This is a genomic window from Streptomyces sp. PTL18, from assembly GCF_059510295.1.
Genome location: NZ_JCAJZO010000019.1, coordinates 12,553 through 28,393 on the forward strand (window position 1 = coordinate 12,553; position 15,841 = coordinate 28,393).

The window sequence follows — 15,841 nt, forward strand, 5'->3', positions numbered from 1 at the left end:
CGAGCGGACCGGAGCGTCCGGAAAAGCGACCGCACATGTCACCCGGGCGGGGAGATGACACCCGGGCACCGGAACAATGCGGAGCGTGGCGAGGTAACCCGACTGACCTGCCACGATCACCCTCGGTACCCCTTCCCGGGGATTTTGGTTACTGCAATCCGGTGACACTCCAGTCGCTGGCACGGCCGTGAGATGGAAGTCTCGAAGTGCGCGCGCCGGGGGGCGTCCGTCAGGAAAGCCTCGAGCACAGGAGACGAACATGAAATCCTCGCTCCACATACGTGCCAGTCACGCACTCGTCGCCGGCGCGATCTCGGTCGCGCTGATGACGTCGGCGGCGGCCGTCGCGTTCGCCGCCCGCCCGGCCGCGCCCACACCGTCCCCGTCAAAGACCGCGGCGAGTCCGTCCGCCAGCAGCACCGGCCAGCAGAAGGCCCAGATCAGCCTCCACGTCAACGAGGCCCAGTTGCAGTCCGGCCACTCGGTGCTGTTCTCCGGCAGCACCAAGGGCCTGAAGTCCGGGACCGCGCTGCGACTGCAGCGCTACAACGGCACCAAGTGGGTCTCGATGAACGACTACACGACGGTCAAGAAGGGCAACGTTTTCGTCCTGGCCGTCAAGCTCACCTCAAAGGGGAAGCAGAAGTTCAGGGTGACTCACGGAATGACGATGTCGCAGCCGGTGACGGTCACCGTGAAGTGACGCCAGAGGGCGGGGGCGGCCCGTTCGGGGCCGCCCCGCGCCCCGGTGCGCAAACCGGTCACTGGCCGGCCCTGAGTCCGGGCATGCCGGCGGCGTACTCCATGGGGCGTGTCATCCGGTGACCGGGCAGGTTGCCCCGCAGGCTCCAGCGGCCCAGTGGCAGGATGACCCGCCCGCCGAAGGACTCCTCGAGCATCATCGCGCCCGCCGTGTAGAACGCGGCGGCCGAGGAGGCGACCAGCACCCATCCGCCGGCGGTGATCACACCGCTCGCCGTGATGAGGATGCCCACGGCCAGCAACGCGGACCCGGAGGCCAGGAGGATGAGGGTGAGGAACATTCCCAGGTTCCGGCCCAGCGCTCCGAGCGCCCCGAACAGGGTGGCCACGGCGAGTCCGATCCACCAGAAGCCGAACGCCTGGGTACCGGTGGTGTTGAGCGGCAGCAGACCACCGGCCACCATGAGCTGCATCATGCCCCAGGCGAGCCAGAAGGCTCCCCAGGTGCCGTGCATGGCCGTGGCCACGGCGTCCCGCGCCCGGTAGGCCCACATGCCGGCGGCGAGCTGGGCCACACCGCCGAAGAAGACGACCAGCGGCGCCAGGATGATCGGCGAGAGGATCCTGTCGCCCCACCATCCGGCCAGGTTCGACGCCACCATGAAGGTGGACGCCGCGTAGCCGAACAGTCCCAGAATCGACGGGGCGGCGATGGGGGTGAGCATCACTCGGCTGCGACCGAGCCACTCCTCGTATTCCGCCGCGTCATCCGTCGCGGGGCCCGAAGGCGGCCCCGACTCCGGTCCCTGACCCCTGGGAGCCGACGCTCCCGGACGCGGCTCGCGTCCCTGGAATTCGGTCATGTGCTTGACTCCTTCCAGTCTGCCTGCTGGGCGTTGTTCCCTCGGCAGGCGGTGCAGCAGGGCACGGGATGCCCACCCATCCAGCAAAACGCGGACGGGCCGTCTGCGCACGGCGGGGAAGAATGCTCATGACGAAGAGGCAGGCACAGCGCTGACGGCCGGCCGCCGTGCCTGCTGCCGTCCAGGCAGCGAGGACAGCGGAGCACAGCGCGCCGGTGAGCCTTCCCCCACCCTTCGCTGAAGAAGCCGAAAAGATGAGAGGACAGGACGATCACTTGTTCGGCATCGGTGTTCATGCGGGTGCCGTTCGGTGTGGTCGTCCCCCAGCGGTCGTCCCCCAGTGTGCCGACGGGCTCGACGTGTGCCGCCGCTGTGGTGCGGTGTCAACCCGCTGCTGCGGCACGTCATTGGCCGGTGCCCCCGCTCCCGAGCCGTCGGTCGGGCAGCCGGGGCCACTCGCCGGCGTGGTCACCGGCCGGCTCAGCGGCTTGGTGAACCGGCGCTGTCCGTGTGCCCGCTGTCCGTGTGCCCAGGACGTCGGCGGCGCAGCCATCCGCATCGTCGAGTGCGGCATCGGGGAGACCGGCTGCGTGCCAGGAGGGGACGAAGGAGAGGGGAAGGGGCGGCACCTGCCATCCGGCTGCGGCCCACTGAACGAATCGGTAGGCGGTCAGGTGCGCCGTGTCGACCTGCTTGCCGGTCAGCACGGCGGCGATGGCTCGCTTGTTCTCGCGGGCATCAAGGGTGCCGTGGAACGCTTCGATCTCGACGGTCCTCACATCGAACGGATGGCCCGGTGGCACGGCGGCCGCACTGGCCGTGGGCACGAAGGCCACCACCTTCACCCGCGGAACCGGGCAGAGCATGGTGTTGCGGAACCACGGCCCGTTGTTCATCACGGAACGCACGAAGGGTTCGTCCGCGCTCACCGTGGAACCGGTTTTCAACCGGGACAGCGCCGTCAGCATGCGCATCTCCCAGCCCAGCCCGATCCCCCAGCCGCTGTCCGCCGCGCGCGGGGGATAGTAGATCCGGGCGGGCCGTACCAGGGGGCTCAGCATGATCAGAACGTCGACGTTCGGGTGGGGGTGCCGGTGCAGGTAGGCGCGCGCGACGAATGTGCCCTCGCTCTGGGCGACGATCGCGACCTTGCGGCCGCTGCGCCGGTGGATCGTGTCGATCTGCCGCGCGAGCCGGTCGGCCAGGACCTCCAGGTTCTGGTGGGTGGCGTTGGGCCCGTAGGGCAGGGGGACGCCGTCGGGATACTGGCCGCGGTAGGAGTAGTACGTGAAGTCGAGTGACGGAGGGTAGCCAGGCATCCTCGTGCCGGTGTAGGTGCTGCCGTACCCCTGCAGGAAGATGACCTGCCGGCCCTTGGCGGGAGAGCGGTGATCGGCGTCGATCTTGTCGACCGACGGCTCCGGGGGCGCCTGCTGCAGGCCGATGATCTGGCTCCCGATGCCCAGGAAGAAGGCAAGGACCAGCGCGATCGCGAGCGGCGTCACGAAGGCCGGGATGACCGGCTTGGGACGGCTGGCGACCGTGCGGACCAGCCACGCCCACAATCCGGCGTTCACCAGCCCGGAAGCGAACGCCGCCGGCACGGACCAGCCACCGGATGCGGCACTCACGGCGGTCGAGCCGACGGTGAGCGAGACGAACGTCAGCACCGCGATACCGACGGTCACAGGTGACGGAGGATGGCGCCACCAGCCGGGAACGATCCCCCCTCGGTTGACGACGAGTGCCAGCAGCAGCAACGGCAGGAGTGAGCTGAACACGAACCAGGACAGGCTGGTGGCCGCGCCCATCGCGGCGATGGTCACCCAGGGGGAGAAGATCACCACGAGCAGGAGAACGCACAGCGCGTTCGTCGTCAGAAGGCGTGACCGAGGCGGCCGGGCGGTCCCAGGCGGCCAGGCGAGCATCACCAGGGCCGTGTTGAGCAGTGTGCGGAAGACCAGCAGTGCTGCCAGTTCGGCGCCGAATCCGGCCCAGGAGTCGTGGTAGACGAACGCCCACCGCAGATCGTGGTAGACACCGAAGGGCGGCGGCGCGGTCGCCTGCGGGGCCATCCCGGCGATCGACGACACGCCCGCCCTGTACAGACACCCGGCCTCGATGGCCGGCAGTCCTGCCGCGAGCAGCATCACAGCGGCAGCGCCCACCCGGCGTCGTTGTGGCTCGTTCACGTGCGGTGGGGTAACCGCACAGCATGCCGCCGAATCAGGATGCCGCCGCCGACTGGGGTACCGCTGCTCCGCGCACAGCGTGGCGACCGGGCGCGGCGGGGTTGTGGAGACACCGTGATCCGAGCCGTGCGACACGGTGGGCTGGTTCAGTTGTCGGGCGGGCGGTCCGGCTGGAGAGATTCTCGGATCCGCCGGGTGGATGCCTCCGCGGTGACCACGTCACGGGGATAGCTGCGCATCGCCAGCAGGCCCAGCAGGCCGGCGGCGATCAGTGTGACCAGGAAGAACAGCAGCGTGTACTCCAGCCCGCTCGCGGTGCTGGTGCTCTGCCCGCCCACGACGGCAGTCGAGAAGTAGCCGAACAAGGTCGGCGCGACGGCTTCGCACAGGGTGCGCAGCATCGTGCGTACGCCTTCCCCGGTACCCCATAGGAATGGAGGGAGGATGTCGAGCCGCGCGGCGTCCAGGGGTGGGTTGACCGCACCGAGCAGCAGCGCCCCGGCGACCAGCAGGGGCAGCGCCACGGCCAGGGAGGTGGCGTAGATGGCGGGTGCGAAGAAGATCGGTACCGTCAGCATGCAGACGGTGGGCACCAGGGTGCGGGCGTTGACGCGTCCGCCGCGCAGCATCCGGTCGGCGATTCGCCCTCCGGACAGCACACCGGCCAGTGCTCCGATGCCGACGACGAGCACCAAGGAGGTGGCGACCGAGGTGGGGACACCGTAGTGCTTGGTGGTGTAAAGGGTGGCGAACGAGCGCAGTCCGGTGAAGTAGAAGTAGCCGAGCGCGGACGCCATGATCAGGACCAAATTGGTCGGCACCCTGAGGATGTAGCGGATCGACCACCACTTGGGCTTCTTTCGAGGGTCGGAGTCGAGGACGAGGTGCTCGCGGGGTTCGACATGCGCCCGCTTGGCGGCTGTCCCGGCCAGGTCGTCGTCCTTCCCTGCGCCCGTCGGTTCCTGCGCGTCGTCCTGCGGCTTTCGCTGTTCGCCGGACTCGGACACCTCGCGTTCATCCGGGATGTGCTCCTGACCGGCCTCCAGACGGGACTGCCCGCCTCGAGCGGGCTCGGGAAGGCGGCTGAGGAACCAGACCAGGACGCCGCCGGGGATGACCAGCCACCAGAAGGCGAAGCGCCAGGTGAGGAAGGACCCGATCGAGCCGGACAGGGCGAAGCCGACGCCCGTGCCGACCAGTTCCCCGGCGAGGATGAACCCGTACATGCGGGCTCTGTCCTTGACGGGGAAGTAGTCACCCGTCAACGAGGCGATGGTGGGACCGGCAGTCGCGGTGACAGCGCCCAGTGCGACGCGTGACAGCAGCAGCCAGGCGTAAGTCGTGCTGGCTCCGGCCAGGATCATCGCCGCGGCCCACAGTGCCACACTGACGGTGAGCAGCCGGGTACGTCGGGTGCGGTCGGTGAGCAGTCCTACCGGGACGGTGAATGCTGCGCTGGAGAGCGCCACCACGGAGACCAGCAGGCCGATCTGTGTGTTGCTGATGCCGAACGCACCCTTGAGCTGAGCGGCCATGGCCGAGACAGCGCCCTTGTCCGCGCCGTCCACCGCCAAGGTGCCGGCGAGTGTCAGAACGACCCTGGCCCGGGCCGGGCCGCCCAGGGCTCCGGTTCCGCGCTCCAGGAGTGTCCGGACATGTGCCGGCCACTTCATTCGTTCCTCACGCGCTCTGACGGGGCGGGGCCATCCCCCGTGTCGGCGTCCTCACGGTGGCCGGCTTGGCCGGAGAGGAGCGGGGAATGGGAAAGAACCATGACCGCTGCTGCCGCTGCTGCGGCTGACAGGACCGCCAGCAGGATGAAGAGGCCTCCGCGCACGGTCTCGTGGAAGATCAGCGTCCCCCATAGGATGCCGACCACCGGATCGGCCATGGTCAGGCCGGGCTGGGTGGCCAGCAGCCGGCCCGCGTGCATCGCTGACTGCAGCAGGAACATCGCGCCCGCACCGGCCGCGAGCATGGCCCACAACTGCCAGCCGGTGAACAAGGCGACCAGACCGTGAGAAAAGGTGATCGTCATGCCTTTCATCAGTGCGGCGGTCAGTCCGAAGGCGCACCCTGCGGTGGCTCCCAGTACAGCCGCACGACGGGAGCCGGACGCCGTGCGTGCCCAGAGGACACCGGTCACGATCAATCCCACGTTGGCGCCGCAGCCGACCACCCATCCAGCCCAGGAGACGGACGCCGCCTTCCCGCTCCGAGGTCCCAACGCGAAGATCAGGCCCGCCACGCCCGCGGCCATGACCACCGCCGCAACCCACTCGCGTCGGCCCAGCCGACTCCCGAGGAGGAAACCGGAAAGGATCAGCGCGATCGGCAGTTCCAGGGACAGCAACGGCTGCACCTCGGAGATCTGGCCGTTCCCCAGAGCGACAGCCTGCAGCGGGAAGGCCGCCATGATCGACAGAATTCCGCCCAGCCACACCGGGCGGTGCAGCAGGTGCCACACCAGGCGCAGGCTGAGATTCTCGTCCGCCGGCTGATCACGTGCAGCCTTGCGCTGCAGGGCGGAGGCGAGGGCGTTGGCAGCGGCCGCCAGCACGGCCAGCAGGGGGCTAAGCACGATGCCGCCAGGAAAGGACCGACGACGCCAACCGGTACGCAAACCCGGTCAACAAGGGGGATACCGCGAAAGGCACCCTACTCGGGTAACCCGATACGGCCGGGTAACGCACCCACAGAGCACATGGGGGAAAAGCGGGACCGATGTGATCACGCTCAAACCATCGCGGCATTCGGGCACCTCGTTTTCCATGGGGTGCTCCGCCGACCGCCTTCGGTCCTACGCCGGATGTGGTGCAGCGGGAGCTTCAACAGGGGCCCTGTCGACGGTGTGAAGCAGCTGTCCGGCATCGCGCCCGAACTCCCCACGGAATATTGCTGCGGAGCTGCTGATCAGCATGCCGGTTGCCGGCGACGCCCGCCGACTCGGAGCAAAGCGGGCTCCGTTTGATTCGGAGCAATGCGGGCTCCGCTTGATACTGCGCCGGTCCCGGACACTCCGTGCAGCCTGGGCCGTCCGCACACGTGGAAGAGTCGAAGAAAGGACCGTCGCGAGGGCTGGAACGCTGAAGAACACGTGCCCCCCTTGACGGCTTTCCCCGCGTGCGCGCGAGGATGAGCAGGGAGACGCTATTGGCATGGGGAGCGGTCCGTCGATCAGTATCCCGGCCGACCAGCGCGGCCTACGGGATGCGCCGATTTCCACACTGACACCGCCTGCGCCCCACACGAACGATTCGGGTGGACGAAGACCCCTGGCAGTGTGGCACGCGTGGACGAGGTGATCCGCAGCAGTGGAGAAGCGGGTAAGGGAGCTCAGCGAGAGCAACGACGACCCACTGGGTCTGCACCTGGCCGCTCTGGGCGTGGTCGACGACCGAGGGACCGTGGTCGGATGGAGCCAGCGAGCCCAGGACCTCCTCGGCTATCCGGGCCCTGATGTCATCGATCGTTCAGCGTTCGAACTCTTGGTGGGGCCCGACGATCTGACCGCCGTCAAGGACGCCGCGGCGAAGTGCCGAAGCGCCGGAGCATGGTTCGGAGTGGTTCCGGTGCGCCACCGCGACGGACACGTGGTGGAATTGGGACTCAGGGTAACCACATTTTCACGTACCAACGGCCGCGAGTGGTGTCTTGCCGGGGCACCTGCATCTCATGTCCTGGAGTGGCAGCGGGACCGCGCGGTGCTCGACGGACTGTACCGCCGGTGCCCGATCGGACTGGTCGTGCACAGCCCGGACATGAGGATTCTGCGGGTCAACCGAGCCATCGAACGGTTCACCGGCGTGCCGGCCGCGGAATTGCAGGGCAAGCCGGTCGGCGTTCTCCTCGTCCCTGACGACGCACGCAAGGCCGTGGACCGAGTGCGCCACGTACTGCGGACCGGGAGACCGCTGGTGTACTCGGAGCAGTACGCCCGCCTGGAACAGGACCCGGCACGAGAGAGCGTCGCATCGGTGTCGTCCTTCCCCATGAAGGATTCCGACGGCCGGATCCTGGGAGTGGCCGAGATGATCGTAGACATCACCGAGCGCCACCGCGCCCAGCACCGGCTCGCGCTGCTCGCCGAAGCCAGCTCTCGCGTCGGAACGACCTTGGACGTGAGGCAGACCGCCCAGGAGGTCGCCGACATCATCGTCCCTGAGCTTGCCGACCACGCAACGGTGGACTTGGTCGAGCCGCTGACTCGTGGTGACGAACCGGCGCCTGCGCCGGCGGAGACGGTGCTACGGGTGGCCGCGTGCGGCGTCGGTGCGCAGGGGACCTGCCTGCCCGAACCGATGGGCGTGCCCATCGAGTACGGCGCGGACTCGCCCCAGGCCAGATGCCTGGCCGGCAGCCACCCCGTCCTCGAATCGGACCTTCCATCCATCTGGCCGACCCTTCAGCCGGACCGGAGCAGGTACGTCCCTCCGGCGAACGCGCACTCCTTGATCGTCGTGCCGCTGACGGCGCGCGGATTGGTGCTGGGCGTCATCAGCCTGTGGCGATCACGGCGTTCCGATCCGTTCGAGGTCGATGACCTCACTCTGGCCGAAGAACTGGCCTCGCGCGCCTCCCTCGCCATCGACAACGCCCGGCGCTTCGCACAGCAGCAGCAGACCACGTTCACCTTGCAGAGCAGCCTTCTGCCCAGCGCGGTGCCCCCGCAACCCGCCGTCGAGGTCGCCCCCCGCTATCTGCCCGCCGGGGCGGGCCCGGGCCTGGGCGGCGACTGGTTCGATGTCATCGCACTGTCCGGGGCACGCGTCGCTCTCGTCGTGGGCGACGTGGTGGGCCGAGGTCTCCACGCCGCTGCCACCATGGGTCGACTGCGTACCGCCGTCCACACTCTGGCCAGCCTGGATCTGGAACCCGACGAAGTGCTCTCCCGCCTGGACGACCTGGTCAACCTGCTGGCCACCGAACAGGAGGCAGCCGGTGAACGACCGCCGACCGAGCAAGTCGTCGGCTCGACCTGCCTGTACGCCGTTTATGACCCCGTCTCCCGGCGATGCTCCGCGGCACGAGCAGGCCACCCGCCTCCAGTAATGACCACGCCGGACGGGCAGGCCCGCCTCCTGGACCTGCCCGCAGGCCCCCCTCTCGGCCTGGGCGGCCACCCGTTCGAGTCACGGGACGTCGAACTGCCTGAGGGAAGCCTGCTGACGCTCTACACCAACGGCCTCATCGGCGAACGCCGGACCGACACCGACGAGAGCGTTGCACGACTCTGCGCCGGGTTGACCCGTCCAGCGGAACCGTTGAAGGAGACCTGCCAAGCGGTCATCGACAGCCTCGTGCCCGCCCCGCCCGCCGACGACGTCGTCGTGGTCATCGCCCGCACTTGCGTGCTACCCGATCGGAATGTCGCCTCCTGGTGCCTTCCCAGGGAGCCCGCTGCGGCCTCCCGCGCCCGCACCCTGGTCATCGACAAGCTGATCGAATGGGGGCTGGGGCAGTTGGTGTTCACCACAGAATTGATCGCCAGCGAACTGGTCACCAACGCATACCGATACGCCAAGGACCCGATGACTCTGCGGCTGATCCGTGAACAGTTCCTGATCTGCGAGGTGAGCGACGCCAGTCACACCGCGCCGCACCTGCGGCGGGCCCACGCCACCGACGAAGGAGGGCGCGGCCTGTTCCTCGTGGCTCAGATCGCCGAACGCTGGGGCACCCGCTACACGCGCGAAGGCAAGACTGTCTGGACTGAACAGGCATTGCCCGGTGAATCCGAGTGAAGACCACGTGAAGACCAGCGGGATTCTCCCGAGTGGTGAAGCTCGTCGCCCTTGACCGGATCACCGACCGCCACCCCACCCCCGGCCACGCCTTGAACGCCCGACGCCGCACATACTGGCCGTTCCCCCGACGCGTAGACGGGTCGTTGAGGGTTACCCGGCGCGTATGGCGAGGCTGCATTTTCCAGGGCGGAAAGCGCACGCCGGCAGCGACGAGGCGCAAACGCGCGCGGCACCGACGCCCGAAGAGGTCGGGCCCGGACCCGAGGTGGAGCGCCGGGCACCGGACACGCCGACGAAGCTGCCCAGGCGGGCCTGGGGCGCCGTGCTCAAGGGGGCTCTGCGGGAGTTCAAGGAGGATGAGCTGGCCGACCGGGCGGCGGCGTTGACCTATTACGCGGTGCTTTCGCTGTTCCCGGCGCTGCTGGTGCTCGTGTCGCTGCTGGGCGTAGCCGGGAAGTCGGCCACGTCCGCTGTGCTGGCCGATCTCAAACACCTTGCCCCCGGCTCCGCCCGCAACATCATCACGGCCGCGGTTCAGCAGTTGCAGAACCACGCAGGCATCGGATCGATCATGGCGCTGGCCGGTCTGGTACTGGCGGTGTGGTCCGCGTCGGGCTATGTCGCGGCGTTCATCCGGGCTGCCAACGCCGTTTACGACATGCCTGAGGGTCGCCCCATGTGGAAGATCCTTCCGGTACGCGTCGGGGTGACCGTCGTGCTGCTGGTAGTGGCAGTGGTCAGCGCTTTGCTGGTGGTTTTCAGCGGTCCTCTGGCCCAGCGGGCCGGCACCGCGTTGGGCCTCGGGCACACGGCGATCACAGTGTGGTCGATCGCCAAGTGGCCCGTCCTGGTCGTCCTGGTCACCGGCATGGTCGCGATCCTGTACTGGGCGAGTCCGAACGCGAGGGTGAAGGGGTTCCGTTGGATCACCCCGGGCAGCTTCCTCGCCCTGGTGATCTGGATGGCCGCCTCCGGTGCCTTCGCGGTCTATGTGGCCAACTTCGCCTCCTACAACAAGACCTACGGCACCATGGCCGGCGTCATCGTCTTCCTCGTGTGGCTGTGGATCACCAATCTCGCCATCCTGCTGGGCCTGGAGTTCGACGCGGAGACCGTACGGCAGCGGGCCATCGCAGGTGGCCTCCCGCCCGACACCGAGCCGTACACCCAGCCCCGCGACACCCAGAAGTGGGACGAGGACGACCGGCGCCGCCTGGGGGACTGAGCCCGGGGCGCCTGCCACGGACAGGGACCCGAGTTCGGGCGGCATGATCCTTGGCCTCGGCCCCCTCACGGCGCCGGCCGTCGCCGCGGTGGCCGTAGTCAGGCTCGTCGGCGGGGGCTTCGCGCGGCACCCGTTCGGCGCGTATCGCGTACGGCGCGGCACTCGGCCGACGCGGCACGCGTACGGCGCGTATCGCGTACGGCGCGTATCGCGTACGGCGCGTATCGCGTACGGCGCGGCACGCGTACGGCGCGGCACTCGGCCGACCGGCATGAAGAGGAGCACCTGGTGATACGGCGGCGAGTCACACCCTGGTCCGGCACGTCTGAGGTCGCCTGAAAAAGGTCCGCCGAGTGACCCGGTTCGGCACTGGGCGGGGCCGGGACCGTTCGCGTCGACGGCAGCCCCGGCGTTCGTCGGCTTCCGGACGGCTGGAATGATGGCGGCTGCCATGAACGTCCCGGTACAGGCTGCCGCCGATCTGAGACTGCTGAGGGCCTCTGTGTTCTCAGCGGTGTGCCTGGTGCTGTCCGCAGGTGGGCATGTGCTGGCCTCGGGCACCGGGATCCCGGTGTGGTCGCTGGCGGTGGGCTGGGCCGCGGTGCTGTGTCTCGTGGGCCCTCTGGCCGGACGGGAGCGGTCGCTGCCCGGAATCGCGCTCGCCCTGCTGGTGGGTGAGTTCGGCCTGCACCTGGTCTTCTCCCTCGGACAGAGCTCCCCGGGGCCTGCTCCGGGCGACCGTTCCAGTCAGGTGGTGGCGCTGGCCGAACGGTTCCTGTGCGGTGCCGACGCGACTCGTCTCACACCGGAACGCGCGGCGCTCATCCTGAGGCAGGCCCACATCGATCCGGCCCGGGCCGTCACCGTCGGGCACGCCACCCCGGACATGGCGGGAATGGCAGGCATGGCCGGCCACGGTGGGCACGCGATGATGCTGAGCTCGATGTTCACGGTGCCGATGCTCGCCGCGCACGTGGCCGCCGCCGTCCTCACGGGCTGGGTGCTGCGCCGCTGCGAGGTCGCGCTGTGGCGGGCCGTGCGCCTGCCGGCGTTGGCCGCGGACCAGCTCGCGCGCCTCGCCATGCTGCGGCGGCTGAGCGGCCTGCTCGCCATGGCCCGGATTCTGGTCCGGGTCGCGGCACTGCTGATGCATCTGCTGTCCGCACTCCTCCCGCCGGGAGCAGAGGACGACGGCGCGCGGCGACTGCGGTCCGCCGTGCTGTGGACGTGCGTCGTCCGGCGCGGGCCGCCGTCGATGGCTGCGGCGGCCTGAACCCTCCTGCGCGCCCATGGGCGCGGGCGGAACGCGGTCGCCCGGCGCCCACGGCGAGACCTCCTTTTCCTGCCTCCCTGGCTTTCACCGAGAGCGGCCTCGCGGTCGCGGAATGCCTCGTGCTGCGTTCTGCCGCCGAACCGTCGCCTCTCACCGCGCGGGGTGTCTCGTCTCTCCCTCCCCGCATGTGTGCCGCCCCTTCTCCGGGAGCCGAGCCATATGCCCGTCGCTTCGCACGCAGGAGCCTCACGATGCACGCCTTCACCCCACGACGGACGGCCACGGCCGCGGCTCTGGTCGTCGCCGGGCTGGGCCTGACCGCCTGTGCCGGCGCGTCCGGAGACCAGCCGGCCGCCGTCGTCGCCTCTCCCTCCTCCTCATCGCCACCCGGCACCGTCACCCTCGACTCACCGGACGCCAAGCCCGCCCTGACCCTCACTGATGAGAAGGGCCACTCCTACGACCTCGTCAAGCAGACCGCGGGCCACCCGACGCTGCTGTACTTCGGCTACACCCACTGCCCCGACGTCTGCCCGACGACCATGGCGGACATCGCGCTGGCCGCGCGCAAACTGCCGGCAGCGGACCGGCGTGACCTGCGCGTGGTCTTCGTCAGCACGGATCCATCCCGTGACACCCCTCAGCGGCTCAAGCAGTGGCTGGGCGCGATCGACCCGTCGTTCATCGGCCTGACCGGCGACTTCACCGCAGTACAGAAGGCGGCGCGAGCTCTGGGTGTGGGTATTTCCGCACCGGTGAAACACAAGGACGGCACCGTGACCGTCAGCCACGGCGCCGAGGTGTTCGCCTTCTCGCCCAAGGACGACAAGGCGCACCTCTTCTACACCTCGGGGACCTCCGAGCAGCGGTACGCCGCCGACCTGCCGAAGCTCGTCAAGGGAGAGACGCCATGACACGTTCCCTCGCCCGTTTCCCCGTTCTTCGCCGCAACGGTGCCGGCGCCCGCCGTCTCTCGGGAATCGCCGCCACGCTGCTGCTCGGAGGCGTCGCCCTGACCGGCTGCTCGTCCTCCGCCTCGTCGTCGGCGGCACAGGCGTACGACGAGCCGGTACTGAGGGTGACCGGCGCCTACATACCGCAGCCCCCGACGGCCGACATGGCCGCGGGCTACCTCACCGTCACCAACACCGGCCGGCTGCCGGACACGTTGACCGGAGTCACCAGCGACCTCGCCACCGCGGTGACGATGCACCGCACCACGGCTCAGCACCAGATGCAGCAGGTGAAGAAGTTCACCGTACCGGCACTCGGTTCTCTGGTGCTGCGCACGGGCGGCAACCACCTGATGCTGACGGGCCTCAAGAAGAAGCCCAGGGTGGGAGACACGATCACCCTGCGGCTGCGTTTCGCCGACTCCGGCACGATCACTGTGCGCGCCCCGGTCAAGCCCGCGGTCTACCAGCCCACGCACTGACGCCACCTCGAGGGCCCGTGGGCGTTCGTCGCCCGCGGGCCCTCCCCCACCCGGATCCCACACAGGACCTTCCATGCAAGAGAACACCACGCGCCCTCATGACGAACGCGGCGTCATCACCCGCAGGCGGCTGCTGGGCACGGCCGGTGCTGCCGGAACGGCCGGACTCCTCTTCGGAACGGCCGGCGGCACGGCCGGATACGCGGTCGCCGCACGTACCAGCCCGTTGTCCGCTGTCGGCACCACTGCCGTCTCCTTCCACGGCACCCATCAGGCGGGCATCGCCACCCCTCCGCAGGCCATCGGCCACATCATCGCCTTCGACCTGGCAGCCGGCGCCCGGCGCAAGGAGGCCGCCGCACTGATGCACCGCTGGTCGGCCGCGGCCGAGGCGATGACCCAGGGCCACCCGCCCGCCGCCGACGACCAGATCGCCCTCGACGCCGGACCCTGCAGACTCACCGTGACCTTCGGCTTCGGCCGCACCTTCTTCACCAGGACCGGCCTCACCCACCGCGCTCCCGCCGCGCTCGTGCCCATCCCTCGCTTCCCCTCCGACGCCATCGACCCGCAGCGCAGCGACGGCGATCTGTGGATCCAGATCGGCGCCGACGACCCCCTCGTCGCCTTCCACGCCCTGCGCATCCTCCAGAGGGAGGCGGCCGGGACGGCCGAGGTCCGCTGGCAGATGAGCGGCTTCAACCGCACCCCCGGCGCCACCGCCCGCCCGAAGACCGTCCGCAACCTGATGGGCCAGATCGACGGCACCGGCAATCCGAAGCCCTCCGACGCCGACTTCGCCGCCAAGATCTTCGTCCCGGACAGCCACGGCGAGGAGGCGTGGATGAACGGCGGCTCCTACGCCGTCGTACGCCGCATCCGCATGCGCCTCGACGACTGGGCCGACCTCACCCGCACCGAGCAGGAACACGTCATCGGCCGCCGCAAGACCACCGGGGCACCCCTGTCGGCCCCCGACGACGCGCCCGAGACCACCCCCATCGACCTGGACAAGTTCGCCTCCGACGGCTCCCTGGCCGTCCCCGCGGACGCCCACGTCCGCGTCGCCGCGCCCGAGTCCAACGACCAGGCCGCCATGCTGCGCCGCGGCTTCTCCTACCACGACGGCTACGGCACCGACGGCCGGCCGAACGCGGGGCTCCTGTTCATCGCCTGGCAGGCCGACCCGGCCGCCTTCATCAAGGTGCAGACGAAACTCGACGGCGCCGACCACCTCACCCGGTTCATACGCCACGAGTCCAGTGCCCTGTTCGCCGTCCCGGGCGGTGCCGCGCCGGGCGAGTACGTCGGCCGGCGCCTGCTGGAGGCATGACATGACAGACATGCACGGCATGCAGCACACGCACATGACCGGCCCGATGTGGATGCCCACCGCACCACCCACCTTGCAACGGCTGCTGGCCTGGCACCCCCAGCCGGTGCCGGTGGAGCCCCTCGCCTGCCTCCTGGCCCTGGCCGCGTACGGCCTGGCGGTGTGGCTCCTGCGGCGGCGCGGCGACCGCTGGCCGCCGACCCGCACCCTGTCGTGGACCGCGGGCGTGCTCACCGTCGCCGGGGTCACCTGCACCGGCGTGGGCGGCTACGGCATGGGGATGTTCAGCGTCCACATGGTGCAGCACATGGTGCTGTCCATGCTCTCCCCGATCCTGCTCCTGCTCGGCGCACCCATTACCCTCGCCCTGCGCGCCCTGCCCACCGCCGGGCGTGGCCGCACCGGCCCCAGGGAACTGCTCACCCGGTTCCTTCACAGCCGTCCGGCACGCGTGGTCTCCTCTCCGCTGTTCACCCTGCCGCTGTTCGTCGCCAGCCTCTACGGCCTGTACTTCACCCCGCTGTTCGACTTCCTCATGCGCAGCTGGCTCGGCCACGAGTGGATGCTCGCCCACTTCCTGGCGACCGGCCTGCTGTTCTTCTGGCCCATCCTCGGTGTCGACCCCGCCCCCCGTCGCCCCTCCCACCTGCTGCGGATCCTGGAGCTGTTCATCGGCATGCCGTTCCACGCCTTCTTCGGCATCGCCGTGATGATGTCCAGCACCCTGATCGCCACCTACTTCGCCCACCCCCCGGCCGCCTGGCACATCGGCCCGCTCTCCGACCAGAGCACCGGCGGCGGCATCGCCTGGGCCTTCAGCGAGATCCCCACCCTGCTCGTCCTGATGGCCGTGCTCGTCCAGTGGGCCGGCAGCGACCGCCGTACCGCCGCCCGCACCGACCGCCAGGCCGACAGGGACCACAACGCCGAACTCACCGCCTACAACGCCTACCTCGCCCGACTCGCCGCCCGCGACAGCTCGACCTGAACCATCACGTGCGCCCGACATCGGGGAGCGCCGGGGAATACGTCCGTGGCGTCCCCGGCCAACCCCGGCCGAGGCCCTCGCGG

At 69.5% G+C, this 15,841-nt stretch carries 12 protein-coding genes; 8 read left to right on the top strand and 4 right to left on the bottom strand.

Going from position 1 to position 15,841, the window contains the following annotated elements; translation table 11 throughout:
* Positions 1-259 precede the first annotated feature (259 nt).
* Positions 260-703 carry a hypothetical protein gene (locus tag AC5WS8_RS28435; protein ID WP_496106346.1) on the top strand — a complete coding sequence of 148 codons (444 nt, stop codon included), beginning with the start codon at positions 260-262 and terminating at the stop codon, positions 701-703.
* A 58-nt stretch (positions 704-761) separates the two neighbouring features.
* On the opposite strand, the gene AC5WS8_RS28440 is transcribed toward AC5WS8_RS28435, so the two are convergent.
* From AC5WS8_RS28440 to AC5WS8_RS28455, 4 genes are all read right to left on the bottom strand, one after another.
* Positions 762-1,565 carry an acetate uptake transporter family protein gene (locus tag AC5WS8_RS28440; RefSeq protein ID WP_496106347.1) on the bottom strand — a complete coding sequence of 268 codons (804 nt, stop codon included), beginning with the start codon at positions 1,563-1,565 and terminating at the stop codon, positions 762-764.
* A 404-nt stretch (positions 1,566-1,969) separates the two neighbouring features.
* Complete coding sequence (locus AC5WS8_RS28445) at positions 1,970-3,757, bottom strand: esterase/lipase family protein (RefSeq protein ID WP_496106348.1); 1,788 nt, start codon at positions 3,755-3,757, stop codon at positions 1,970-1,972.
* Between the two features lie 146 nt (positions 3,758-3,903).
* Complete coding sequence (locus tag AC5WS8_RS28450) at positions 3,904-5,430, bottom strand: MFS transporter (protein WP_496106349.1); 1,527 nt, start codon at positions 5,428-5,430, stop codon at positions 3,904-3,906.
* Positions 5,427-6,338, bottom strand: a complete 912-nt coding sequence (locus tag AC5WS8_RS28455) for a DMT family transporter (protein ID WP_496106350.1) — start codon at positions 6,336-6,338, stop codon at positions 5,427-5,429. The genes AC5WS8_RS28450 and AC5WS8_RS28455 overlap by 4 nt, the downstream gene beginning before the upstream one ends.
* Before the next feature lie 733 nt (positions 6,339-7,071).
* On the opposite strand from AC5WS8_RS28455, the gene AC5WS8_RS28460 reads away from it, so the two are divergent.
* The 7 genes from AC5WS8_RS28460 (at position 7,072) to AC5WS8_RS28490 (ending at position 15,758) form a co-directional block, all read left to right on the top strand.
* Positions 7,072-9,501, top strand: coding sequence for a SpoIIE family protein phosphatase (locus AC5WS8_RS28460; protein ID WP_496106351.1), 2,430 nt, complete (start codon positions 7,072-7,074; stop codon positions 9,499-9,501).
* Positions 9,502-9,667: 166 nt separating this feature from the next.
* Positions 9,668-10,729, top strand: coding sequence for a YihY/virulence factor BrkB family protein (locus AC5WS8_RS28465; protein WP_496106352.1), 1,062 nt, complete (start codon positions 9,668-9,670; stop codon positions 10,727-10,729).
* A 451-nt stretch (positions 10,730-11,180) separates the two neighbouring features.
* Entirely contained in the window at positions 11,181-12,002 is an 822-nt protein-coding gene (locus AC5WS8_RS28470) for a hypothetical protein (RefSeq protein WP_496106353.1), read from the top strand.
* Between the two features lie 251 nt (positions 12,003-12,253).
* Positions 12,254-12,916, top strand: a complete 663-nt coding sequence (locus AC5WS8_RS28475) for an SCO family protein (RefSeq protein ID WP_496106354.1) — start codon at positions 12,254-12,256, stop codon at positions 12,914-12,916.
* Positions 12,913-13,437: a copper chaperone PCu(A)C gene (locus tag AC5WS8_RS28480; RefSeq protein WP_496106355.1), complete on the top strand. Its 525-nt coding sequence runs from the start codon at positions 12,913-12,915 to the stop codon at positions 13,435-13,437. Before AC5WS8_RS28475 ends, AC5WS8_RS28480 begins: the two co-directional genes overlap by 4 nt.
* Before the next feature lie 73 nt (positions 13,438-13,510).
* Complete coding sequence (gene efeB / locus AC5WS8_RS28485; RefSeq protein ID WP_496106356.1) at positions 13,511-14,770, top strand: iron uptake transporter deferrochelatase/peroxidase subunit; 1,260 nt, start codon at positions 13,511-13,513, stop codon at positions 14,768-14,770.
* Between the two features lies 1 nt (position 14,771).
* The gene (locus tag AC5WS8_RS28490) at positions 14,772-15,758 is read left to right on the top strand and encodes a cytochrome c oxidase assembly protein (protein ID WP_496106357.1); all 987 of its coding nucleotides are present in this window, start codon (positions 14,772-14,774) and stop codon (positions 15,756-15,758) included.
* Positions 15,759-15,841 lie beyond the last annotated feature (83 nt).

What these genes read in the sequence shown, in the direction of transcription:
- AC5WS8_RS28450 (WP_496106349.1), bottom strand. Translation starts at nt 5,430, where the DNA reads ATGAAGTGGCCGGCACATGTCCGGACACTCCTGGAGCGCGGAACCGGA.
- efeB (WP_496106356.1), top strand. Translation starts at nt 13,511, where the DNA reads ATGCAAGAGAACACCACGCGCCCTCATGACGAACGCGGCGTCATCACC.
- AC5WS8_RS28435 (WP_496106346.1), top strand. Translation starts at nt 260, where the DNA reads ATGAAATCCTCGCTCCACATACGTGCCAGTCACGCACTCGTCGCCGGC.
- AC5WS8_RS28440 (WP_496106347.1), bottom strand. Translation starts at nt 1,565, where the DNA reads ATGACCGAATTCCAGGGACGCGAGCCGCGTCCGGGAGCGTCGGCTCCC.
- AC5WS8_RS28475 (WP_496106354.1), top strand. Translation starts at nt 12,254, where the DNA reads ATGCACGCCTTCACCCCACGACGGACGGCCACGGCCGCGGCTCTGGTC.
- AC5WS8_RS28490 (WP_496106357.1), top strand. Translation starts at nt 14,772, where the DNA reads ATGACAGACATGCACGGCATGCAGCACACGCACATGACCGGCCCGATG.
- AC5WS8_RS28465 (WP_496106352.1), top strand. Translation starts at nt 9,668, where the DNA reads ATGGCGAGGCTGCATTTTCCAGGGCGGAAAGCGCACGCCGGCAGCGAC.
- AC5WS8_RS28480 (WP_496106355.1), top strand. Translation starts at nt 12,913, where the DNA reads ATGACACGTTCCCTCGCCCGTTTCCCCGTTCTTCGCCGCAACGGTGCC.
- AC5WS8_RS28470 (WP_496106353.1), top strand. Translation starts at nt 11,181, where the DNA reads ATGAACGTCCCGGTACAGGCTGCCGCCGATCTGAGACTGCTGAGGGCC.